This window comes from Streptomyces mobaraensis NBRC 13819 = DSM 40847 (assembly GCF_017916255.1).
Taxonomy (GTDB): domain Bacteria; phylum Actinomycetota; class Actinomycetes; order Streptomycetales; family Streptomycetaceae; genus Streptomyces; species Streptomyces mobaraensis.
The window spans coordinates 6,155,542-6,177,956 of record NZ_CP072827.1; the positions used below are offsets into that span (position 1 = coordinate 6,155,542).

A 22,415-nucleotide genomic window follows, 5' to 3' on the forward strand; every position below is an offset into this window, starting at 1 on the left:
GGATGGTGGGGGAACCCGTCGTGGAGCACACTGAACTCTCCGGCCGCGTCGCGCTGGTCACCGGCGCCGGACAGGGCATAGGCGAGGCCGTGGTCCGGGCCCTCGTCGCACGGGGAGCCCGGGTCGCGGCCCTCGACGCGGTGCCCGACGGCATCGGCGAACTGGCGGCGGAGTACGGGCCCGAGCGGGTCACCGCCCACACCGCCGACGTCTCGGACGCCGCCGCCGTCGAGGCCGTCGTCGAGGAGGTGGAGACGTCCGTCGGGCCGCTCGGCATCCTCGTCAACGTGGCCGGGGTCCTGCACTCCTCGCCCGTCGTCGCCCTCACCGACGAGATGTGGGACCGCACCTTCGCCGTCAACACCACCGGCGTCTTCGTCGCCTCCCGCGCCGTCGCCCGCCGGATGGCCGCGCGCGGCGCCGGCTGCGTGGTGACGGTCGGTTCCAACGCGGCGGGCGTGCCCCGGACCGGCATGGCCGCCTACGCGGCGTCCAAGGCGGCGGCGACCATGTTCACCAAATGCCTGGGCCTCGAACTCGGCCGCAGCGGCGTGCGCTGCAACGTCGTGTCCCCCGGTTCCACCGACACCGCCATGCAACGGGCGCTGTGGACGGACGACGAGGCGCCCGCCCGCGTCATCGACGGCGACCCCGGCACGTACCGCGTCGGCATCCCCCTCGGCCGGATCGCCGAACCCTCGGACATCGCCGACGCCGTCGCCTTCCTCGTCTCGGACCGGGCCCGGCACATCACCATGCACAACCTGTACGTGGACGGCGGCGCGACGCTGCGCGCCTGACGGAACGTTTCGGCCGGTGGTTTCCCGACGGTGGTGCCCGTCGGCGGCCGGGGAAGGCGAGCCTCCCGTCGGTGCGGCCTCGGGGGCGTCGGCCCGGGCCCGGCCGACGCCCCCTGGCGGGCGCTCACCCTGCCCCGTCGCTTCCCTTTCGGCACTCCTGGTCCCGTCCAGCCCCTCCCGGCGCCCTGGCCCCTCCCGTCGCCCCCCCCGGGGACCGGCCGGACCCCACCCCCACCCCCCACCCCACGCCCGGCGTCCACTCGCGCCGGAGGAACGGAGCAGCAGGTGACCACGGTTCAGCACGTCACCGCCCCGCCGCCGAACGAGCCCGCCGGGCGCGCCGGCGCCACCGGTGCGATATCCGCTTCACCCACGTCACGCACGCCATCCGCACCACCCACACCACTCGCATCCCCGAAAACCTCGCGGAACGACGCCGAACGGCGCGGCGCCGTCGAAGCCGTCGGCGCCGCGACCGAACTCCTCCACGCCTACGACCCCCACGACACCCGCTTCTTCGCCTCGCCCACCCGCACCCTCCTCGCCCGCGGCGTACGCGCCGAAGTCCCGCACGGAGACGCCCCGTTGGCGCGGCGCGTCGCCGAGACCCTGGAGACCCAGCGGCGCGCGGGCCACCCCACGCCCCTCGTCATCGGGTCCGTGCCCTTCGACCGGAGCGCACCGGCCGCCCTCGCCGTCCCGGAGACCGTCCGCACCGCTCCGTCGCCGGCCGCCGACCCGCTCATGGCGCTCCCCGCCGTGCCCCCGCCCGCCGCCGAGTGGGACGTCCGTCCGGAGCCCGCGCCCGCCGGTTACGCGGCGGCCGTCGCCGAGGCGGTGCGCCGGATGAAGGACGGGGAGTTCGGGAAGGTCGTCCTCTCCCGCACCCTCCGCCTCACCTCCTCCCGCGACCTCGACCTCCCCGCGCTGCTCGACCGCCTCGCCCGCCGCGACCCCACGGGCTACACCTTCGCGGTGCCGTCCGGCCCCGGCCGGACGCTGCTCGGCGCCAGCCCCGAACTGCTCGTCTCCAAGCGGGGCGGACGGATCGTCACCAACCCCCTCGCCGGTTCGACGCCGCGCAGCGCCGACCTGGCCGAGGACGTCCGCCGGGCGGCGGCCCTGCTGGAGTCCGAGAAGGACCTGCACGAGCACGCCATGGTCGTCGACGCGATCCGCGACGCGCTCGCCCCGTACTGCCGCTCCCTCGACGTCCCCGAACGCCCCACCCTCGTGCGCACGGCCACCATGTGGCACCTCTCCACCACCCTCCGCGCCGAGCCGGCCGACCCGTCCGTCTCCGCGCTGGAGCTGGCCTGCGCCCTCCACCCCACCCCCGCCGTCTGCGGCACCCCGACCGACACCGCCCGCCGCGTCATCGGGGAGCTCGAACCGTTCGACCGCGGCGCGTTCACCGGGATGGTCGGCTGGGGCGACGCCGACGGCGACGGCGAGTGGGTCGTCACCATCCGCTGCGCGGAGGCCGAACCGGCCGCCCGGCGGCTGCGGCTGTACGCCGGGGCGGGCGTGGTCGAGCAGTCGGACCCGGAGGCGGAGACCGCCGAGACCGGCGCCAAGTTCCGTACGTTCTTGCAGGCAGTGGGAGTGGACCAGTGACGGATATCCAGGACGGCGGCGGTACGGCGGCGGGCGCCCGGGGGCGTACCGGGTCCGGCGACGCGCCCGGCAACCAGCCCGAGTTCGTCGCGTACCCGGCCGAGTTCGCCGAGCGCTACCGCGCCGCCGGCTACTGGCGCGGCGAGACCTTCGGACGGATGCTGCGCGACCGCGCCGCCGCCCACCCCGACCGGATCGCGATCGTCGACCCCGGCCCCGCCCCGGACGGCTCCACCACCCGCCGCTGGACGTACGGGGAGCTCGACGGGCGGGCGGACCGGATGGCCGCCGGGCTGCTGGCCCTCGGCGTCGGCAAGGGCGACCGCGTCGTCGTCCAACTCCCCAACGTGGCCGAGTTCTTCGAGGTCGTCTTCGCGCTGTTCCGCGTCGGCGCCCTGCCGGTGTTCGCCCTGCCCGCGCACCGCGACAGCGAGATCCGGCACTTCTGCGCCTTCACCGAGGCCGCCGCGTACGTGATCCCCGACGTCGCGGGCGGCTACGACCACCGCGAACTCGCCTCCCGCGTCCGGGCCGAGGTGCCCACCCTCCGGCACGTCCTCGTCGCCGGCGACCCCGGGCCGCACACCGCCCTCGCGGACGTGCCGACGGCGGACGCCGGGGCCTTCGACGCCGCGTACGCCGGACCCGAACCGCACGAACTCGCCTTCCTCCAGCTCTCCGGCGGCTCCACCGGCGTACCCAAACTCATCCCGCGCACGCACGACGACTACATCTACTCGCTGCGCGGCTCCAACGAGATCTGCCGCGTCGACGAGCACAGCGTCTACCTCTGCGCCCTGCCCGCCGCCCACAACTTCCCGCTGAGCTCGCCGGGCACGCTGGGCGCCCTCTACGCCGGTGCCCGGGTGGTCCTCGCGCCGCGGCCCAGCCCGGACGTGGCGTTCCCGCTCATCGAGCGCGAGGGCGTCACCCTCACCGGCCTGGTGCCGCCGCTCGCCCTCGTCTGGACGGAGGCGGCGGCCGCCACTCCGTACGACCTGTCCAGCCTGGAGGTGCTCCTCGTGGGCGGCGCGAAGTTCAGCGAGGAGGCCGCCCGACGGGTGCGGCCCGCCCTCGGCTGCACCCTCCAGCAGGTGTTCGGCATGGCCGAGGGCCTGGTCAACTACACGCGCCTCGACGACCCCGAGGAGATCATCGTCGGCACCCAGGGCCGGCCGATCTCCCCCGACGACGAGATCCGCGTCGTCGACGACGAGGACCGCGACCTGCCCGCGGGCGAGACCGGGCACCTGCTCACCCGGGGCCCGTACACCATCCGCGGATACTGGCGCGCGCCCGAGCACAACGCCACGTCCTTCACTCACGACGGCTTCTACCGCACCGGTGACGTCGTGCGCCTGACGGAGGACGGCTACCTCGTCGTCGAGGGCCGGGCCAAGGACCAGATCAACCGGGGCGGCGAGAAGGTCGCGGCCGAGGAGATCGAGAACCACATCCTGGCCCACCCCTCGGTGCACGACGCCGCCGTGGTCTCCATGCCCGATCCGTACCTCGGCGAACGCACCTGCGCCTACGTGGTGTTGCGAGAGGGCGCCGAGCCGGTGCGGTCGGCGGCGCTGAAGAAGTTCATCCGCGGCCGGGGGCTGGCCGACTACAAGGTCCCGGACCGCGTGGAGTTCACGGACGCCTTCCCGCAGACCGGGGTCGGCAAGGTGTCGAAGAAGGACCTCAGGGCGGCGATCGCGGCGGAGCTGGCGAGGAAGGGGCGCTGAGGGGGCGGGTGGGAGACGGTTTCCGGACCGGCACCGGCGAACGGTTTCCGGACCGGCACCGGCGAACGGTTTCCGGACCGGCACCGGCGAACGGTTTCCGGACCGGCACCGGCGACCGCGAGTCGTAAGACAGCGACCGCGAACCGCAGGACAGCAACAGCGAACAGCAGCGATCAAGCACATCAGCGACAGCCGACAGCGCGGCGCGAGCCGCCCGCTCACGACCCCACCGAAAGGCCACCGCACCATGGCGCTCCCCGCCATCACCCCCTACCCCATGCCCGCCGAGGCCGACCTCCCGGCGAACAAGGTGGACTGGACCGTCGACCCGGACCGCGCGGTCCTGCTCGTCCACGACCTCCAGAACTACTTCCTCGGCGCCTTCACGGCCGGTGCCTCGCCGGTGACCGAACTGCTCGCCAACGTCGGCCGGTTGAAGAAGGAGTGCGCGCGGCTCGGCATCCCGGTCGTGTACTCGGCGCAGCCCGGCGGCCAGAGCCCCGCCGAGCGCGGCCTCCAGCAGGACTTCTGGGGGCCCGGACTGCCCGCCGACGGGCACGCGGAGGCCATCGCCGAGGCGGTGGCGCCCGACGCCGGGGACACCGTCCTCACCAAGTGGAAGTACAGCGCGTTCGTCCGCTCCGACCTGGCCGAGCGGATGGCCGCGCAGGGCCGTGACCAGCTCGTCGTCGTCGGCGTCTACGCGCACATCGGTGTCCTGATGACGGCCTGCGACGCGTGGATGCGCGACATCCGGCCGTTCGTCGTCGCGGACGCCGTGGCCGACTTCTCGGCTGACGACCACGCCATGGCCCTGCGCTGGGCCGCCGCCAAGTGCGCCGTCGTCACCACGACCGACCGGATCCTGACGGGCGCCGAGGGGAACTGACGGCCATGTCCCCGAACCGAGACCCGCGCCGCCGCACCCGGCGGCCGGGCCGTGGCGACCGCGGTGGGTTCCGCCCGGCGGTTCCCGTGACGACGCCGGGAGCGCGACGGTGACCGTACGGACCCTCGACCGGTTCCCGCTTCCGCCTTCCGCCGTCCGGGAGAGCGCTCCGGGGGACGCCCGGGAGAACGCCCGCGAGAACGCGCTGGAGAACTCGCTGGAGAACTCCCGGGAGCGCACCGCCCCCGAGGCCGCGGCACCGCCAGGGCTGCGCCTGACGGCCGCCCAGCGCGAGCTGTGGTCCCGGCCGGGCCGCGAGCAGGGCGGAGCGACGCAGGTCAGCGCGACGTCGGTCACCGCCGCGCCGATCACCGCCGCGCCGATCACCGCCGCGTACCGGGAGATCCGCGGCCCGCTCGACCCGGTCCTGTTCGCGGAGGCGCTGCACCGCACGGTCGGCGAGGCGGACGCTTTGCGCATGCGCGTCGTCGACACTCCGGACGGTCCCCGCCAGCGGCCGATCGCGATCGAGCCGCCGGGCCACGGGTTCCCGCTCTGCGCCGCGGACTTGCGTGTGACGGAAGGGATGGGCGAGACCGGTGGGGGAGACGGCGGTGAGGACCCGGAGGCGTTCCGCACCGCGCTGACGTGGATGCGCGCGGACCTCGTCCGGGGGTTCGACCCGGACGGCGGGCCGCTGTTCGCGTACGCGCTGTTCCGCGTCGGCGACCGGCGCTGGCTCTGGTACCGGCGGGTGCACCGGGCCCTGCTCGACGCGCACGGCCACCGGCTGGTGGACCGCCGGGTGGCCGAGGTGTACACGGCCCTGGCGGCCGGCGAGGACCCGGGCCCCAGCCCGTTCGGCCGGCTCGCGGACCTCGTCGCCGAGGACGCGGCCTACCGCGCCTCGCCCGCCCGCGAACGGGACCGCGCGTACTGGCGGAGCCGGCTCGCGCACCCGACCGTCGGGGACGACGACGCGAGCCACACCTCAAGCGATCACCACCGTCATCCCCATCCCACCGGGAACACCTTCCACCTCGACGCCGAGACCACGGCCGGGCTGTGCGAACTCGCCGCGTCCGTCCGGGGTTCCCGGACCGGGCTGCTCCTCGCCGCCCAGGCCCTGCACCTGTGCCGCGCCACCGGGCGCCGGGACGTCTTCCTCGGCCTGCCGCTGCCGGGACGCACGGGACCGGCGGCGCTGCGCGTGCCCGGGACCGTACGGAACACGGTTCCGCTGCGACTCGCCGTCAGCCCCGACGCCACCCTCGCCGGCCTGGTCCGGCAGGCCGACGACGCCGTCCGCGAGGCCCGTGCGCACCAGCGCTACCGCCGCGCCGACCTCCGCCGCGACCTCGGTCTCCCGGCCGGGCATCCCGCCCTCGCCGGACCGCTGGTCGACGTCGTCCCGGCCGTGGAACCGGTCGCCTTCGCCGGCGCGCCCTCCACGCTCCACGCGCTCACCCCCGAGAAGACCGGCGAGGGGGCAGCCGTCACCTTCCGCTTCCCCTCCGGCGAGACGGCGGACGAGGGCCTCCGAGTGGACACATGGACCGACCATCCGTCCGAGCCTCAGGAGCAACGGCATGCCCTGCACGCCCTGCTGACCCGCCTCCCGGCCCTGGACCCCCACGTACCGCTCTCCGACCTGTCCCTCGTCCCTGACGAGGAACACGAACGCGCCCTTCGCGAAGGCAACGACACGGCCGTTCCCGTTCCGGCCACGACGGCGATCGGCCCCTTCGAGGCCCGTGCCGCCCGGACCCCCGAGGCGACCGCCCTCGTCGCCGGCGACGAGCGCCTGACCTACGCCCGCCTGAACGCCCGCGCCAACCGCCTGGCCCGCCACCTCACCACCCTCGGCGTCCGCCCCGGCACCTTCGCCGCCGTCGACCTGCCCTGGTCGACCGCCGGGGTGGTGGCCCTGCTCGCCGTCCTGAAGGCGGGCGGCGCTTGCTTGTTCTCGGGGGAAGGGGAGGCACGCGGGAAGGATTCGCACGCCATCGGCGGCCCACGCGCCGCCGGTCCGTACGGTGAACCGACCGTACCAGTCTGCGTCTTGACGACCGCGTCCACCCGGTCGGCCTGTTCCGCCCGGTCCGCGGAAGGCCCCCGAACCGTCCTGCTGGACGACCCTGACCTCCCGGCCGTCCTGGCCGCCCACCCACCCGTCGATCCGGCCCGCGCACTGACCCCCCACGACCCCGCCTACGCCACCCGCACCACCAACACCAACCACCACACCGTCGTCGTCCCCCACTCCGCTCTCGACAACCGCCTCCGCTGGCTCCAACACCACCACCCCCTCACACCCGCCGACCGACTCCTCCTCCAAGGCCCCTCCTCCCCGGACACCTTGGCGGTTGAAGTGCTGTGGCCCCTGCGCGAGGGAGCGACGCTCGTCCTGGCCGCGCCGGAGACCGGTGAGACCGGTACGAGCGGTACGAGCGGTAACGAGGCGGCGGACGGCCGGGCGAGCGGCTGCGGTGCCGACGCACCCGCGGCCGAGACCGGACCGGATGACCGGCCCGACGAGGCCGGCGAAGCCGGCGCGCCGGTCCCATCACCCGCGCGTCGCGTACGCGAACACGGCATCACCGTAGCCCGCTTCGACACCGCCGCCCTCCGGAAGTTCCTGGGTGCGCCGGAAGCGGGGGAGTGCGGACGGTTGCGGCACGTCCTGACCGGCGGGGAACCGCCGGACCAGGCGACCGCCGATCGCTTCACCCGCCTACTGCCGCACACCGCCCTGCACCACCACTTCGGCCCACCGGAGGCGCCCTCGGCGGCGCACCGCACGTGGGCGCCAGAGGGGGCCGCGCCGCACGGAACCGTCCGGCCCGTCTGGAACGCGCGCCTCCACGTCCTCGACCCGGCGCTCAGGCCCTGTCCGCCGGGCGTCCCGGGCGAGTTGTACATCGCGGGCACCCCGCTCGCCATGGGGTACGCCGGCCACCCGGCCCGTACCGCCGGGCGTTTCCCGGCCGACCCGTACGGGCCGCCCGGAACGCGGATGTACCGTACGGGTCGAGGGGCCCGCCGCCGCGCGGACGGCGGCGTCGAACTCCTCGCCGCATCCGACCCGGACGGCTGCCAGGGCCCGACCGGCGGCGGAGAGCCACCCGGAACGGCACCGGCCGACGGCGCACCGGCGGGATGACTTGCCCCCCGCCATCAAGCTCCGGCCTCGGCGGATGCCGCCGCCGAGGCCGGTCGAACGCGACACGGGTACGCTGGCCCGCCCGGGCGCCGTTCACGGCCCGGGACGTATGACGGGGACGAGAGACGACGGGGTGAGGCCCTTGCCCAGCACACCGGGTGAGCCGGGCGCGGCGCATACGACCGGAAGGCCGGGCGCCACCGGTACCGCGGGCGACTCCGGCACTTCCGGCCCGGCCGCCGGCGCGTCCTCCGCACCCCGTACGCACGCCTCGCCCACAGCGTCACCCCAGCCCCCCGACGCCCAGGGGCAACCGGGAAACACCCCCCTCCGCCCCCGGATCCTGGGCCGCGACCCGCTCCCCGCCCCCTGGATCCCGGGAGCGGGCACGGGCGCCCCCGCCCTCTGGCTGCTGCGCATGCCGGACCGGGACCGCCCGACCCCTCGCGAGGAGTACGAGACGGTCCTGGACGCGAGCGAACGCGCCCGCGCCGCATCCTTCGTCCGGGACCTGCACCGCGACCGCTACATCGCCGCGCACCTCGCGCTGCGCCGGCTGCTCGGCGCGTACCTGGACGTGGCCCCGGCAGCCGTCGAACTGTTCCGCGAACCCTGCCCCTGCTGCGGCGCCCCGCACGGCCGCCCGGCGGCGGCCGGCGCGTCACTGCGCTTCAACCTCTCCCACGCCGGCGAACTGGCCCTGCTCGCCTTCGCGGACACGCCGGTCGGGGCGGACGTGGAGGAGGTGCAGCCGGCGTCGGTCGTCGACAGCGTCGGCCGCTCGCTGCACCCCCGGGAGGTGGCCGAACTGGAATCCCTCCCGCCCGCCGACCGGACGACGGCCTTCTCCCGCTGCTGGACACGCAAGGAGGCGTACCTCAAGGGCACCGGCACCGGCCTCGCGGAACGCCTGTCGGTGACGTACGTGGGCTGCGGCCCACGCCCCACGTCACCCCCCGGCTGGACCCTGTCCGACGTCGAGGCCCCCCAGGGCTACACGGCCGCGGCGGCCTTCGCGACCCCCGAACCGCCCACCGCCTGACGCCGCCCCCAGCCCTCGCCGCCCTTCACCCGAACGGAGCAGTCCCGTGCCCGCCGCGCCGGGCGTGCTGCGAAGGTGAGGGCATGGCCTCCAAGCGCAAGTCCTCGACGAGCGGTCCGTCCCGCGCCGGTTCCGCGGGGAGCCGGCTGCGGGAGGTGGCGACGACAGGGCGGGTCGTCCTGTTGGTCGTCGCCGTGCTGGCGCTCGTCTTCGTCTTCGAGAACACCCGGCACGTCACGATCCGGATCATCGGCCCCGAGGTGTCGGCGCCGCTGTGGCTCGCGCTCGCCGCGATGCTGGTGATCGGCTGGCTGCTGGGGCGGTTCGTGACCGTACGCCGTCGATGACGCGCGCGGGCGCGGACGGTGTCAATACGCCTCGGGCCCCCGCCTCTTGCGAGACGGGGGCCCGAATTCCAGTGCGCCACCAGGGACTCGAACCCCGGACCTGCTGATTAAGAGTCAGCCGCTCTAACCAACTGAGCTAGCGGCGCGGGAAGAAAATTATCAGATCTTCCGGCCGAAGCAAATGCGGCCAGGGGCTGGTTACCCTGTGCTGCCCCTTGTGCGTCATGCGTGGTCGCGGCCTCCTCGCCTCAGCTCCAAGGCGACACCAGCCCCGCCTCATAAGCGGTGATCACCAGCTGCACCCGGTCCCGGGCGCCCAGCTTCGTGAGCAGTCGCGACACGTGCGACTTGGCCGTGGCCACCGTGATGAACAGGTCCTGGGCGATCTCGCTGTTCGACCGGCCGCGCCCGACCAGGGTCAGTACCTCCCGTTCCCGTTCGGTGATGCCCTCGATCGCGGCGGGGGGACGCCTCGGTGCGGCGGCTTCCGAGCGTTCCGCGGCGAAGTCGGCGATCAGGCGGCGCGTCACGCCCGGCGCGAGCAGCGCGTCGCCCGCCGCGACCACGCGGATCGCCGCGAGGATGTCGTCCAATGCCATGTCCTTGACGACGAATCCGCTCGCGCCGGCCCGGAGGGCGCCGTAGACGTGCTCGTCCTCGTCGAAGGTGGTGAGCACGAGGACGCGGGCCGTCGTCGGGCCGGCCGTGATCCGCCGGGTGGCCTCGATGCCGTCCATACCGGGCATCCGGATGTCCATCACCACGACGTCGGGAAGGAGTTCACCGGTGAGCCGGACCGCCTCCAGGCCGGTGGCGGCCTCGCCGACGACCTCCAGGCCGGGGTGGTCGGCCATGAGTACACGCAGGCCGGACCGCACCAGCGGCTGGTCGTCGGCGAGCAGGATCCGGACGGTCATCGGGCCTCCGTGGCGGGATCGGCGGACGTCGGGGCGGGTGTCGGGACGGATGCCGTGGCGGGAGTCGGGGCGGATGCCGCGACGGGGGTTGGGGCGGGTGTCGGGGCAGAAGCCGTGGCGGGCGTCGGGACGGATGCCGGGGCGGGAGTCGGGACGGACGCCGTGGCGGGAGTCGGAGCGGATGCCGGGACGGACGCCGGGGCGTCAACCCGCTTCTCGCGCCCGGCGGTCGCGGGCAGCGGCAGCCGGGCCGCCACCCGGAAGCCCCCCTCGGCGCGCGGACCGGCGCTGAGGTGACCGCCCAGCAGGCCGACCCGCTCGCGCATGCCGATGATGCCGAAGCCGGCGGTGTCCCGGGCCGGGGCCGCACCGGCCCCCGCCGCCCCGGCCGCCCCCGCCACCCCCGCCGCACCCGCCGCACCTTCCATCCCGCCGCACCCGTCGTCCACGACCTCCACCACCAGCTCCTCCTCGCCGTACCGCACCGTCAGCCGGCACCGCCCGGTCCCCGCGTGCCGCACCACGTTCGTCAGCGCCTCCTGCGCGATCCGGTAGGCGGACAGGTCGATGTCACCGGGCAGCGGGCGCCGCTCGCCCTCCCGGCGCAGGTCGACGCGGACCCCCGCGTCCGCCGTCGACGCCGCCAGCCGTTCGAGGTCCGCGAGCCCCGGCGCGGGGGCGAGCGGCGGCCGTTCCGCGGCGTCGGCGTCCCGCGCTTCGACGGCGTCCGCGCTCCGCTGCGCCCGTCGCAGCGACACCAGCGTGCGCCGCAGCCCCGCCAGGGTCTCCCTGCTGGTGGACTCGATCGCGCGCAGGGCGTCGCGCGCCGCCGCCGGCTGCGTCTCGATCACCCGGCTCCCCACCCCCGCCTGGATGGCGATGATGCCGACGCTGTGCGCGACCATGTCGTGCAACTCCCGTGCGATCCGCAGTCGTTCGGCGGTCACCGCCTCGGCCACCTCCTGCGCGCGCAGCGCCGCTTCCCGCGCGCGCAGCGCCACCGCGTGCTCGCGGCGCTCGCGGCTGAGCAGCCCGGCCGTGCAGCTCGCGGACAGCGCCAGGACGGCGGTCACCGCGTTGACCGTCATGTTGTCCCCGTGCGCGAACAGGCCGATCACCGGCAGCTGGACGGCGGCCGTCACGGCCACGGCGGCGACGGACGTCCGCCGGGCGCGGGTGGCGACGACGAGGGCCAGGACGGCGTCCGCCCCCAGATACGCCAGGAACTGCCCCTGGTACGCCATCGCCGCATCCGCCCGGACGTCCTCAGGGCGGACGGGACCGTGCCCCGGAGGGCCCGCCACCACCAGGGTCGATCCGGCCAGCGCCAGTCCCAGCGCGAGCAGCGGCGCCCGGCGCGCCACGCCGACGAGCAGGCTCACGGCCGACAGCCCCGCGATGCCGCGGGCCGTGTCCGACGCCCACCGCGTGGCCCCCACCAGCAGTCCGACGGCGAGGAGATACCCGGCACCTCCCGCCCACGCCAGGGCCCTCGCGCCCGCCCTCGTACCTGTCCCCGCGCCCATGCCCATGCCTGCGCCCATGCCTGCGCCCACCCCCGTCCCCGTCCCGGCGCCCATGCTCGCGCCCGTGCCCATGCTCGCGCCCATGCCCGTCCCCGTCCACGCCCCCATGCCCGCCCCCGTCCCCGCGCCCGCCCTCCTGCCCGCCCCCGCCCCCGTCACCGGCGGGACGTCCCCGACCGCGTCACCCGGCGCGAGGCCCACGGTGCGAGTCCGGGGCCGACGGCCCGTCCGGCCGTCCACGACATGATCATCAGGGGTTTCACGCCGTGAGACTAACCACCCGCCCCCCACCCGGCATCAGCCCGGGGACGTACACCCCCGGGCGAACCCGTCCACCCGCAATACCGCCCCCGGCCCCATGCCCGTACCCCGGTATCCCGGCCAGGCTGGGGCCCATGATCGAAGTCAGCGAACTCACCAAGCGCTACGGTGGCAAGACCGCCGTCGACCGACTGTCCTTCACCGTCCGCCCCGGCCGGGTCACCGGATTCCTCGGCCCCAACGGAGCCGGCAAGTCCACCACCCTGCGGATGATCCTCGGCCTGGACGCCCCCACCGCCGGAGCGGCCACCGTCGACGGCGTCCCCTTCCGCCGCCACCCGCGCGGCCTGCGGCACGTCGGCGCGCTCCTCGACGCTTCCCACGTGCACGGCGGGCGCACCGCCGCGGCCCATCTGGCCGCCCTGGCCCGGAGCAACGCCCTCCCGCGCCGCCGGGTGGACGAATCGCTGGCGGAGGTGGGGCTGACCGAGGCCGCGAACCGTCGCGTCGGCGGCTTCTCCCTCGGTATGAAGCAGCGGCTGGGCATCGCGGCGGCCCTGCTCGGCGACCCGCCCGTGCTCCTCTTCGACGAACCGGTCAACGGCATGGACCCGGAGGGCGTGCTCTGGGTGCGCAACCTCTTCCGGCGGCTGGCCGCCGAGGGGCGCACCGTCTTCCTCTCCAGTCACCTGATGTCGGAGATGGAGAACACTGCCGACGACCTGATCGTCATCGGCCGGGGCCGCCTCATCGCCGCCGAGCCGCTGCGGGACTTCGCGACGCGCGGTACCCACCGCGCCGTCGCGGTGGCGACGCCGCAGGCGGCGGAGCTGGCCGCCGTCCTGACCGCGGCGGGCGCGATCGTGGAGCGGGAGGGTCCGACCCCCGAACCGGAACGAGACGCCGCGACCCCCGAACGGGAGCGACCGACCCCCGAACGGGAAAACCCGGCCGCCACGCGCCGCCTGACCGTGACCGGCCTCCCGGCCGCCCGCATCGGCGCCCTCGCCCACGAGCACCGCATCCGCCTCGACGAACTCACCCCCCACACCGCCTCCCTGGAGGCGGCCTTCATGGAACTCACCGCGACCGCGACGGAATACCCGGCAGGACGCCCCCGATGACGAACCCGACGCCCCCTCCCGGCCGCGAGGCCCCCCAGACCCCCCAGACCCTTGAAGCCCCCGTCCGCTTCCGCGACCTCGTGGCCGCCGAGTGGATCAAAACCCGGTCCCTTCGCTCCACCCCCTGGACCGTCGCCCTCACCCTCCTCTTCGTCGTCGGCTCCGCCGTCGCGGCGACGGCGTCGGACCACCACACCCGCCCCGGCCCCGCCGACTTCCTCCCCTACGACGCCTATCCGCCGGCCGGCTCCTGGACGCTGATCCTCGTCGCCGGCAGCGTCGGCGCCCTCACCGTCGTGAGCGAGTACAGCACCGGCCTGGTCCGCGCCACCACCGTGGCCGTCCCCGCCCGCGGCTCGGTCGTCCTGGCCAAGGCGGTGGTCACCGCCGTGCTGTGGACGGTGGTCGGCACGATCGCCTCCGCCGGTTCCTTCCTCGCGTCCCAGGCCGTCCTGAACGAGCGGCACGCCGGCGTCCCGATCACCCACCCCGGGGTCTTCCGGGCGCTGACCGCCACCGCGCTGCTGGCGCCGGTCTGCGCCCTGGTCGGTCTGGGCCTGGGCGTCCTGCTCCGGCACTCCGCCGCGACCATGGTCGCCGCCGTCTTCCTGCTGCTGGTGCTGCCCCCGATGTTCTCGGAGCGCGTCCGCTGGGCGGCGGACGTGCGGCACGCGATGGTCTCGTCCGCCTGGTCGCGCCTGGTCCAGAGCTGGGATCCCGACCCCGTGTCGCTCGCCTACTCGCCGACGGTCGCCGGTTCCTGGGCCGTGTACGTGCTCTGGCCGCTGCTCGCGGTGGCACTGGCCGTCCTCGTCGTCCGACGGCGGGATGTGTGAACCCTCGTGACCGGCCGTCAGTCCTCGTCCACGCTCGACAGCGCGTCGGTGATCAACCGGGTGGCGAAGTCCGGGTCGTCGGTGAGGCGGTTGATGTGATCGGCGAGCAGGAAGGCGGTGACCTCCAACGGGTTCATCTCGGCCTCGGTCCAGAACCCGTACTGCTTGCGCCACAGGCTCGGGCTCAGATCGGCGCCCGCGGCGATGATCAGCCCGGCCATCGTCGGGATCGCCTCGGGGCGGACGCTCTTGGGCATCATGCGCATCGTCCCGACCACGTTGGGCACCACATACGCGAAGACGTCCTTGCCGTGCGCCTCGTACGCCTCGCGCAGCCACTTCATGAACATGAAGATGAGCGTGCACGCGCCGTCCAGCACGTCGTTGGCCCCCCCGGCGTCGAGGGAGGCCGTGAACCGTCCCATCAGCGCCCGCTGTTCGGGATCCGTCCGGCTCTTGCCCGCCTGGACGGTCTTGAGCCGGGAGTCGATCAGCATGAGCGCCGCGCCCACGTCGCCGGCGGGAGCGTACTGGGGGTCGCAGATGGACGGCACGGAAATCCTCCTCACTCGACCGCGGCGGGTGGCGCGGCGTGCCCGCAGGGTAGTCCGCCGACGGCACGGGGGTCCGCCGAACGCCGGAGCCGCCGCCCCTTCGGTCGCCGCCCCGCCGTGTGCGGCGGGCACCTTAGGCTTGCGGCTCGAACGCCAGCTCAACGAAAGGCTCCCCGATGGTCGCGAGCGTCGCCGTCCTGTCCGACGTCCACGGCGTACTGCCGGCCCTGGAGGCGGTCCTCGCCGAACCGGACGTCACCGCGGCCGACCTGATCGTCGTCACGGGCGACCACGCGGCCGGCCCGCAGCCCCTCGAAGCGCTGGACCGGCTGCGTGCCCTCGGCGACCGGGCCCTCCTCGTCCGCGGCAACGCCGACCGGGAACTCGCCGCGCTGGCACGGGGCGAGATGGCGCCGGACGACGCCTGGGAACCGGACCTCTGGGCCGCCCGGCGGCTGCGCGACGAGGACGTGGAACTCCTCGCGAACCTGCCGCACCCGGTGACCATGGAAGTCGACGGCTTCGACGGCAGGGTCGTCTTCTGCCACGGCACCCCGCGCGACGACGCCGAGGTCGTCCTCGTCGACACCCGCCTCGACCGCTGGGCCGAGGTCTTCGCCGAACTCCCCGACGACGTACGGACCGTGGTCTGCGGCCACACCCACATGCCGTACGCCCGCCTTGTCGACCGCCGCCTCGTCGTCAACTCCGGCAGTGTCGGCATGCCGTACGGCCGGCCGGGCGCGTCCTGGGCCCTGCTCCGCGACGGACAGGTGCACCTGCGGCACACCCCGTTCGACGTGGACGCCGCCGTGGACCGGGTGGCGAGGGAATCGTCCTACCCCGCGGCCCGCGCCTGGGCGGACCACTACGTCCGGGCGAGGACGACGGACGCGGAGGCGCTCCGCGCGTTCGGCCCCCGGGACGGCAGGGACGCTCCCGCGTCGCCGGATCCGTCGGCGTGCTAAATGCGTGGCAGCGACGGGGACTTGAGCGTTAGGGTCGGGTCCCTTCGGTGGTCGCGTGGTCGCGTGGTCGCGAGGTCGCGAGAGGAGCGTTTGGTGGAGGGATTCGACCCCAAGACGAGCTTCGGATACGAGGTGTCGCAGCGCTACGACGACGAACCGCGCGGTGACGAGGCCGAGACGGTCGCGTTCCTGGCCGGACTCGCGGAGGGCCGGGCCGCCCTGGAGTTCGCGGTGGGCACCGGCCGGATCGCGCTCCCCCTCACGCGGGCGGGGGTACGGGTGGACGGGATCGAGCTGTCGCCCGACATGGTCGACCGGATGCGCGAGAAGCCGGGCGGCGACGGGATCGACGTCACGATGGGCGACATGTCCCGCGTCACCACCGGCCGCCGTTACGGTCTCGTCTACCTCGTCTTCAACACGATCGGCAACCTGCTGACCCAGGAAGACCAGGTCGAGTGCTTCCGGAACGCCGCCGCCCACCTCACCGACGACGGCGTCTTCGTCGTCGAGTGCCGGGTTCCGACCGCGCCCTCCCGCGCCGGTCACCAGTACCTCGACACCGAGCGGGTCGGCCTGGACTACGTCGACCTCGATGCCGGCCGGTACGACCCGCTGACCCAGATCCTCGACGTGAACCACATCCGCATCAGCGGCCAGGGCATCCGGCTCTCCCCGATCAGGCTGCGCCTGGCCCACCCGCCCGAGTTCGACCTCATGGCCCGCATCGCCGGACTCCGGCTGCGCGATCGGTGGGGCGGGTGGAACGGCGAGCCGTTCACCGCGGCGAGTTGGCGCCACGTGAGCGTGTACGAACGGGCGGACAGCGCTTCCGGGTGACGGGCGACTGGCGACGGGCGACTGGTGGTTGTGGGCGCTCCCGGGTGTCGCACACCCCGGCCTATCCCACCGCCCGGAACTCCCAAGCCCGCTCCGGGCCGCCCGCGCCCAGCGGCCGGAGGACGACCTGGCCCGCCCAGGACGGTTCGGGGGCGACGTCGACGGCGAGTTCGGCGCCGCCGGGGGAGCCTGGGAATCCGGGGGAGGCGTCGGCGTCGTCCGGGACGACGAGGTGGAAGAGGAGGCCCGCGCCCGAGCCGACGTGCGTGGGCCGCAGGGACCAGGAGCGGTGCCGGGCGCCCGCCCCCACCTGCTTGCCCGGCTCGGGCTCCCCGTGGAAGCCGAGCAGCGTCCCGCTCCGGACGTTGCGGACGGTCCGCGTCCCGTCGTCGAGCTCCTCCAGGATCCACTCCTGCTCGCCCGGGCCGGCGGTCCGCGGCATGAGGAGCGTGGGCGTTCCGGGTTCGGCGGAGCCGTCGCGGAGGGTGAGGAACCGGCCGCCGGGCCGGGCGATCGTGTAGACGCCGTTCGGTACCAGAGCCAAGGCCGACTCCCTTTCTGACGCGCGGCGCCACGAGGGGCGCCTCGGACTTCCGGGCGGAGCCATACGTCCCCGGTCCCGGCGTCCCGTACCGGGGTGAGGCCCCCGCGTCACCCCTCGGGCGCACGACGGCCTCACCCGGGGGAGGGCGCGCCGTCAGCGGGCGGCTCAGTGGGCGGTTCGGCAGGCGGTTCGGCGGGCGGGTGAGCGGGGCGATTCGGCGGGGCGCTTCAGGTGGGGGCGCTCAGCCGGTGGCCGTCGCGTGCGGGTTCGCCTCCCGGCCCTCCGTGCTGAGCAGTACCACCGTCGACTCCGGCCCGATCCCCAGCGCGGCCCGCCGCGCGACCGCGTCCGGCCCGGAGAGCGCTGCCCGCAGGCCCGCCAGGGAGGCGGCGCCGCAGGGCCCGGACGGAACGCCGAGTGCGCCCAGGTCGGCCATCGCCCGGGCGGCGTCGGCCTCGCCGACGGCGACGGCGGCGTCCAGGCCGTCGCGGAGGAAGGGCCAGGCGAGCGCGGACGGCGTTCCGCAGTTCAGGCCCGCCATGGCGGTCTCGCCGGTGGTGACGGTCACCGGTTCGCCGCGCGTGAGGCTTTCGAGGAGGCTCGCCGCCGCCTCCGGCTCGACGGCGAGCAGCGCCGGGCCCGGCCGGCCGTCGGCGGCCGGGGGCCGGCCGCGGTAGTGGGTGACGGCGGCCTGCGCCAGCGAGCCCACGCCGACGGGGACGGTCACCAGGTCCGGAGCCCCGGCGCCGGCCGCCGCGAGCTGCTCGTCGATCTCGGCGAACAGCGTGGAGTAGCCCTCCACGATCCAGCCGGGGATCCGTTCGTAGCCCGGCCAGGCCGTGTCCTGGACGAGGACCGTGTCCGCGGCGCGCGCGGCCTCGGCCGCCTGCCGCACGGCCTCGTCGTACGGTCCCGCCACCCGCACGACCTCGGCGCCCTCGCCTTCGATGGCGGCGACGGCGGCGGGGTGGACGCCCGACGGGACGAAGACACGGGTCCGCAGCCCGTTGTCGCGCCCCGCCCGGGCCAGGGCCCGGCCGTGGTTGCCGTCGGTGGCGGTCACCAGGGTGATCCCTGCCCGCCCCTCGGCCCCCTCCCGTCCCTCGGCCCCCTCCCGTCCCTCCGCCGCACGCTCGGCCAGGATGCGGTGCACCGCCCAGAACGCGCCCAGCGCCTTGAAGGCGGGCAGTCCCAGCCGGGACGACTCGTCCTTGACGAAGATCCGCCCGACGCCCAGTTCGGCGGCGAGCCGCGGCAGTTCGGTCAGGGGCGTCGGCGCGTAACCGGGCAGCGCGGCGTGGAACCGCCGCACCTCGGCGGGGCCGGACGCGCAGGTCCAGGAGCGGGCGGCCGGACGGGCGAACCAAGAGGGGGCGAGGAGGGCGGTGGAGGTCGCGTTGTCGGTCATGGCAGCAGCCTGCGGCCTGGCCCTCACTCCGGTCCAGCGCATGATTCCGACCTATATTCGTCGGCGAAACCGAATGGTCAGTGCATCCGTTCCCCGGGGGGAAGCCCGTGTTCGACCTCCACCGCCTCCGCCTCCTCCGCGAGCTCAAACATCGCGGCACTCTCGCCGCCGTCGCCGCGGCCCTCTCCTACAGCCCCTCCACGGTCTCCCAGCAGCTCTCCCAACTGGAGGCGGAGGCAGGCGTGAGGCTTCTGGAGCCGGTGGGGCGGCGGGTGCGGCTGACGCATCAGGCGGAGATCCTCGTCGCTCACACCGAGGCGGTCCTCGAACGCCTGGAACGCGCCCAGGCGGACATCGCCGAGTCGCTGAACGACGTCGCCGGCACCCTCCGCGTCGCCGCTTTCCAGACAGCCGCGCTCACGCTCGTCCCGCCCGCACTGACCCTGCTCCGCGCGGCCCACCCGCGCTTGAGGCTCCACGTCACCCAGGGCGAACCGGAAGACGCGCTCCCGGCGCTGCTGGCACGGGACTTCGACCTGGTCGTCACCGAGGAGTACCCCGGCGGCTCGATCCCCCACCCGGCCGAACTCGAACAGGACCCCCTCCTCGCCGACACCCTCCGCCTCGCCACTCCCCACCGGACGGACGACGGGCCATCGACCGCCGTCCCCTCCCTCCACCGGGCGGACGACGAGCCTCCCGCCGCACTCCGCTCCCTCGCCGGCCACCCCTGGGTGATGGAACCGGAAGGCACGGCCGCCCGCCGCTGGGCCGTGGCGCTCTGCCGGGACGCCGGCTTCGAACCCGACGTCCGCTTCGAGTCCAGCGACCTCTTCCTCCACCTCCGCCTCGTCGAGGAGGGGCACGCCGCCGCCTTCCTCCCCGACCTCGTCTGGAACGGCCGCCACCCCACCGTCCCCCTCCACCCCCTCCCGCACGGCCGCCACACCCGCCGCATCTCCACCGTCGTCCGCCGCGGCCGCGCCCGACACCCGGCGATCACCGCCTGCCGCACCGCCCTCCGCCAGGCGACCCAGAACGCGGCGAGACCGGCGGGCTGAGACGGCGCCGCGCCGCCCACCGCCGTCGTCTCACTGAACTCCGAGCCGGGCTCCGAGCCGGGCTCCGGGCGGTCTCACCGGACCCCGAGCGGCAGCGCCCCGTACGCCCCCGTCCGCACCCCCGGATCCGCCGGTTCACGTGATGTCACCGCGGGTGACAGCCGGACGAACGTGTCGGCGAAGCGTCGGGCGCAGAACCGCTCCAGGCCGCCGTGCCGGCCCACCCAGGCGCGCATCTCCTCTTCTCCGCCCGGGAGTTCGTCCAGCAGCCGGTCGAAGACGCGGGCGTGGTACGCGACCGCCGATCCGCCGAACCGGCAGACGGTCCACCGCCGGTCGGCCAGTTCCGCGACATGGGCCCGCAGCACGCTCGTCGCGTCGTGGCAGAAGACGACGTCGTCCTCGAAGACCAGCACGTGCCGCAGCCTCCGCTGCCGCGCCTGGGCGACGGCGGTCCGGTGCGCGAGGGCGTGGCCGGCCGCCGGTTCGCCGGGGACGGCGGGGGCGGGCAGGCGGCGGACGCGCCCGGCGATGCCCAGCCGCCGGAAGCGGCGGTGGGCGGCCACCCAGCGGTGCGCCTCGGCGTCGGCGCTGACGCACACCAGGGCGTCGAACTCGTCGAGCGGATGCCCGCGTTCGGCCGCGTGCTCGGCGACCCAGGCGTCGACGACGTCACCGCACGTCTCGCGGTAGTGGTCGACGACGGGCTCGACGGCCAGGCCCGCCTCCTCCCAGGCGAGGAGGTGGTCGCGGCAGCGGTCGGCGGTCTCCACGGGAACGGCCGTGCCGGGCGGCCGGACGGACCGCCGCGTCCAGCGCAGGAACGGCAGGCACAGCGCCCGCGCCCCCGCCGCCCGGAACCGCTTGTGCAGCGGCCCCACCTCCGCCCCCGCCCCCCGCAGCCGCGGGTTGAGCCCCGGCCAGACCTCCGTACGGCAGGCGAACAGCCCGAGATCCTGCATGCCGATCTCGAACGGCGGCGCCCCCGGGTCCGTCCCGCGCGGATCGCGTCCCCACGTCCCGAACGACGCGCCGTCGAACACCGGGTCCAGGTGCGTCCGCACGCCGCGCAGGTCGTCGCCGAGCAGCGGCCCGTGCAGCAGGTCGCGGGAGTACGGGTGCTCGTCCGCGTACGCGAGGAGGCCGGCGAGCGCGCCGGGCGCGAGGAGGACGTGCGCGTCCACGCACAGCACCCACTCCGTCCGGGCCTCGCGGACGACGAGGTCCCGCAGCGCGCTGCCGCGCACGTGCCCGGCGGGCACGTACCGCAGGCCGGGCACCGTTCCCTCCAGCGCCCGCAGGCCCGCGCCGGCCGGTCCGTCCGGATCGCCGTCCACGACGAGCAGGTCCACGCGGCCGGCGGCCTCGGGATGGTGGAGGCGGAGGGAGAGGAGGGTGAAGTAGGCGCCGTCGTAGTCGTCGTGGACGGCCGTGCCGACGGTCAGGCGGGTGGTGGGTGCGGCGGCGGCCATAAGGGGGTCCCCGTTCACCGGGCGGAGGCGGAGAGCCGGCCGTGGAAGGCGAACCGGCTGTCGAGCAGCTTCGCCGACGGCGAGGCGACCGGACGCACCTGGTACCAGGCGTCGGACGGGAAGAAGACGAGCGAGTCGTGATCCGGCTGCACGTCCCGGAACGACTCGGCGATGCCCGGGTGCCCCTCGCGGACCGTCGTGTCGTAGATCCGCGTCTGCCCGCCGGTGAACCCGCGGGGCCTGCGGTGCAGGTGGTAGACAAACGAGATGCGGTACGAATCGCTTGGGCCTGGGTCCGGGGCCGGGCCCGCGCTGTCGCGTACGGGCGGCTCCTCGCGCCGCGCGTCGAGCGGCAGTTCGTTGTGCATCGCGAACCCGAACGACACTCGGGGATCCACCACCGGCACCCCCAGCATCGTCATCACCATCGGCGCCAGCCGCGTCACCACGGCGGTGAGCGCCGGGAACCGGTCGGCCTGGTCCGCACACCGCCACGTCGGCGGAACCATCGCCTCCGCCCCCGCGCCCCGCCCCCTCACCTCGTCCATCAGCGCATGGCACCCCTCCTCCAGCAGCCGGTCGGCCGCCGCCGCGCCCAGGACGTCGTCGAACCGGCAGATCTGCGTCGCCAGTGTCACCGCCGTCGAGGCGGTCCCCCGGGGCGGCGCACTCGCGCGCTCCGCTTCGGCCACACCCACGCTCTCGGTCATCCCGCCACCTCCGCCTGCTCCGGGGACCCGCCCCCCGGGGTTGCGGCAGGGGTACCACGAGACGTACGGGACGAAACGGGCGCCGGCCGGCGCCATCCGGCCGGGTGAACGCGACGGGCCCAGCCGGGCAGACCGGCACACGGCTCGGCACCCTCACCACCGGAGAGTGAACATCCGCTTCGCGAGGGACCGGTACGGGAAGCATCGGAGCCATGGGCTCCCCCGCGCCGCCGCGTTTCCACATGCCGTTCCGGTCCCGCCTCAACCCCCACGTCGACCGGACCCGGGCCCGTACGAAGAAGTGGGCCCGGAAGATGGGCATGTTCGACGAGGGGTACCTGGAGTGGCCGCGGAGGTGGAGCGAGGAGACGTTCGACGAGGCCGACTTCCCGCTGTTCATCGCCTTGACCCATCCCGACGCCGACGCGGCCGAGTTGGACCTGGTGACCGCTTGGCACGTCGCCCTGTGGTTCGTCGACGACCTGTTCCTGCCGCTCTACCGGCGGGACCACGACCAGGAGTCGGCCGCGGCCCAGGTGGACCGGCTGATGCTGTTCCTGCCGCTGGACGGACTGCCCCGGCCCCTGACCCCTGACCCCTGAG

General features: G+C 74.9%; 20 protein-coding genes and 1 tRNA gene. 13 read left to right on the forward strand and 8 right to left on the reverse strand.

Annotated elements, in window-relative coordinates:
* Positions 1–2 precede the first annotated feature (2 nt).
* From J7W19_RS26595 to J7W19_RS26625, 7 genes are all read left to right on the forward strand, one after another.
* Complete coding sequence (locus tag J7W19_RS26595; RefSeq protein ID WP_040892478.1) at positions 3–800, forward strand: 2,3-dihydro-2,3-dihydroxybenzoate dehydrogenase; 798 nt, start codon at positions 3–5, stop codon at positions 798–800.
* Positions 801–1,085: 285 nt separating this feature from the next.
* Positions 1,086–2,417 (forward strand): isochorismate synthase DhbC, encoded by a 1,332-nt coding sequence (dhbC, locus tag J7W19_RS26600; protein ID WP_004954199.1) that lies wholly within the window; start codon positions 1,086–1,088, stop codon positions 2,415–2,417.
* On the forward strand, positions 2,414–4,150 hold the full coding sequence (locus J7W19_RS26605; protein ID WP_004954200.1) for a (2,3-dihydroxybenzoyl)adenylate synthase: 1,737 nt from the start codon (positions 2,414–2,416) through the stop codon (positions 4,148–4,150). Before dhbC ends, J7W19_RS26605 begins: the two co-directional genes overlap by 4 nt.
* A gap of 247 nt (positions 4,151–4,397) precedes the next feature.
* Positions 4,398–5,039, forward strand: coding sequence for an isochorismatase family protein (locus tag J7W19_RS26610; protein WP_004954203.1), 642 nt, complete (start codon positions 4,398–4,400; stop codon positions 5,037–5,039).
* A 109-nt stretch (positions 5,040–5,148) separates the two neighbouring features.
* A complete protein-coding gene (locus J7W19_RS26615; protein WP_004954204.1) occupies positions 5,149–8,202 on the forward strand; it encodes an AMP-binding protein in 3,054 nt (1,017 codons plus the stop codon).
* Positions 8,203–8,344: 142 nt separating this feature from the next.
* Complete coding sequence (locus J7W19_RS26620; RefSeq protein ID WP_004954207.1) at positions 8,345–9,244, forward strand: 4'-phosphopantetheinyl transferase family protein; 900 nt, start codon at positions 8,345–8,347, stop codon at positions 9,242–9,244.
* Between the two features lie 83 nt (positions 9,245–9,327).
* Positions 9,328–9,591 carry a hypothetical protein gene (locus J7W19_RS26625; protein ID WP_004954210.1) on the forward strand — a complete coding sequence of 88 codons (264 nt, stop codon included), beginning with the start codon at positions 9,328–9,330 and terminating at the stop codon, positions 9,589–9,591.
* Positions 9,592–9,663: 72 nt separating this feature from the next.
* Here J7W19_RS26625 and J7W19_RS26630 read toward each other — a convergent pair.
* The 3 genes from J7W19_RS26630 to J7W19_RS26640 form a co-directional block, all read right to left on the reverse strand.
* Positions 9,664–9,737: transfer RNA gene (locus tag J7W19_RS26630), tRNA-Lys, on the reverse strand.
* A gap of 102 nt (positions 9,738–9,839) precedes the next feature.
* Entirely contained in the window at positions 9,840–10,508 is a 669-nt protein-coding gene (locus tag J7W19_RS26635; RefSeq protein ID WP_004942249.1) for a response regulator, read from the reverse strand.
* Positions 10,505–12,142: a sensor histidine kinase gene (locus J7W19_RS26640; RefSeq protein WP_233478182.1), complete on the reverse strand. Its 1,638-nt coding sequence runs from the start codon at positions 12,140–12,142 to the stop codon at positions 10,505–10,507. The genes J7W19_RS26635 and J7W19_RS26640 overlap by 4 nt, the downstream gene beginning before the upstream one ends.
* 287 nt (positions 12,143–12,429) lie before the next feature.
* Between J7W19_RS26640 and J7W19_RS26645 the strand changes: the two genes are divergently transcribed.
* Positions 12,430–13,419, forward strand: a complete 990-nt coding sequence (locus J7W19_RS26645; protein WP_004942246.1) for an ATP-binding cassette domain-containing protein — start codon at positions 12,430–12,432, stop codon at positions 13,417–13,419.
* Complete coding sequence (locus J7W19_RS26650) at positions 13,416–14,255, forward strand: ABC transporter permease (RefSeq protein WP_004942244.1); 840 nt, start codon at positions 13,416–13,418, stop codon at positions 14,253–14,255. The genes J7W19_RS26645 and J7W19_RS26650 overlap by 4 nt, the downstream gene beginning before the upstream one ends.
* Before the next feature lie 17 nt (positions 14,256–14,272).
* Here the strand turns inward: J7W19_RS26650 and J7W19_RS26655 are convergent, their stop codons facing one another.
* Positions 14,273–14,809: a hypothetical protein gene (locus J7W19_RS26655; RefSeq protein ID WP_004942242.1), complete on the reverse strand. Its 537-nt coding sequence runs from the start codon at positions 14,807–14,809 to the stop codon at positions 14,273–14,275.
* Positions 14,810–14,985: 176 nt separating this feature from the next.
* Between J7W19_RS26655 and J7W19_RS26660 the strand changes: the two genes are divergently transcribed.
* Positions 14,986–15,777, forward strand: a complete 792-nt coding sequence (locus tag J7W19_RS26660) for a metallophosphoesterase family protein (protein WP_004942241.1) — start codon at positions 14,986–14,988, stop codon at positions 15,775–15,777.
* A 93-nt stretch (positions 15,778–15,870) separates the two neighbouring features.
* Positions 15,871–16,617, forward strand: a complete 747-nt coding sequence (locus J7W19_RS26665; RefSeq protein WP_004942239.1) for a class I SAM-dependent DNA methyltransferase — start codon at positions 15,871–15,873, stop codon at positions 16,615–16,617.
* Positions 16,618–16,678: 61 nt separating this feature from the next.
* Here J7W19_RS26665 and J7W19_RS26670 read toward each other — a convergent pair whose 3' ends face one another.
* Positions 16,679–17,161, reverse strand: a complete 483-nt coding sequence (locus tag J7W19_RS26670) for an RICIN domain-containing protein (RefSeq protein ID WP_004942236.1) — start codon at positions 17,159–17,161, stop codon at positions 16,679–16,681.
* A 241-nt stretch (positions 17,162–17,402) separates the two neighbouring features.
* On the reverse strand, positions 17,403–18,569 hold the full coding sequence (locus J7W19_RS26675; RefSeq protein ID WP_004942235.1) for a diaminopropionate ammonia-lyase: 1,167 nt from the start codon (positions 18,567–18,569) through the stop codon (positions 17,403–17,405).
* A gap of 107 nt (positions 18,570–18,676) precedes the next feature.
* On the opposite strand from J7W19_RS26675, the gene J7W19_RS26680 reads away from it, so the two are divergent.
* Positions 18,677–19,630 (forward strand): LysR family transcriptional regulator, encoded by a 954-nt coding sequence (locus J7W19_RS26680; protein ID WP_004942233.1) that lies wholly within the window; start codon positions 18,677–18,679, stop codon positions 19,628–19,630.
* 74 nt (positions 19,631–19,704) lie between these two features.
* Here the strand turns inward: J7W19_RS26680 and J7W19_RS26685 are convergent, their stop codons facing one another.
* Positions 19,705–21,102, reverse strand: a complete 1,398-nt coding sequence (locus J7W19_RS26685; protein WP_004942231.1) for a glycosyltransferase — start codon at positions 21,100–21,102, stop codon at positions 19,705–19,707.
* 14 nt (positions 21,103–21,116) lie between these two features.
* On the reverse strand, positions 21,117–21,812 hold the full coding sequence (locus J7W19_RS26690; RefSeq protein WP_004942229.1) for a 2OG-Fe(II) oxygenase: 696 nt from the start codon (positions 21,810–21,812) through the stop codon (positions 21,117–21,119).
* A gap of 212 nt (positions 21,813–22,024) precedes the next feature.
* Between J7W19_RS26690 and J7W19_RS26695 the strand changes: the two genes are divergently transcribed.
* Positions 22,025–22,414, forward strand: a complete 390-nt coding sequence (locus J7W19_RS26695; protein WP_004942227.1) for a hypothetical protein — start codon at positions 22,025–22,027, stop codon at positions 22,412–22,414.
* The last annotated feature ends 1 nt before the right edge of the window (position 22,415 follow it).